The following is a 232-nucleotide window of genomic DNA, read 5'->3' as shown; positions in this document are numbered from 1 at the left end:
GGTCACGGCGGATCTGCTTCAGCAGCCGCCAGAACGCCACCGGCAGCATCAGCCGCAGCGAGGTGGGCGATTCGATGACCGGCAGCGCCCGTGTCACGCGTGGATTGGCGACCGGGTACTCGCGGTTGCGCGAGCGCAGCAGGAACAGCGCGGCGTCCAGGCCCTTTTCGGGCAGGGCATCGGCGATGAAGGCAACGCATCTTCCGACGCCGCCGTGCAGGTCGGGCGCGAC

General features: G+C 69.8%; 1 pseudogene. It reads right to left on the bottom strand.

The features are described from left to right. Window positions 1-232, bottom strand: a pseudogene (locus SB751_RS35685) (glycosyltransferase); the annotation flags it as partial.

The sequence above is a fragment of the Cupriavidus sp. SIMBA_020 genome (assembly GCF_046535395.1).
Classification (GTDB): Bacteria; Pseudomonadota; Gammaproteobacteria; order Burkholderiales; family Burkholderiaceae; genus Cupriavidus; species Cupriavidus campinensis.
The sequence above is the reverse complement of the archived record's forward strand: the minus strand, read 5'-3'. Positions and strand labels throughout refer to the sequence as shown.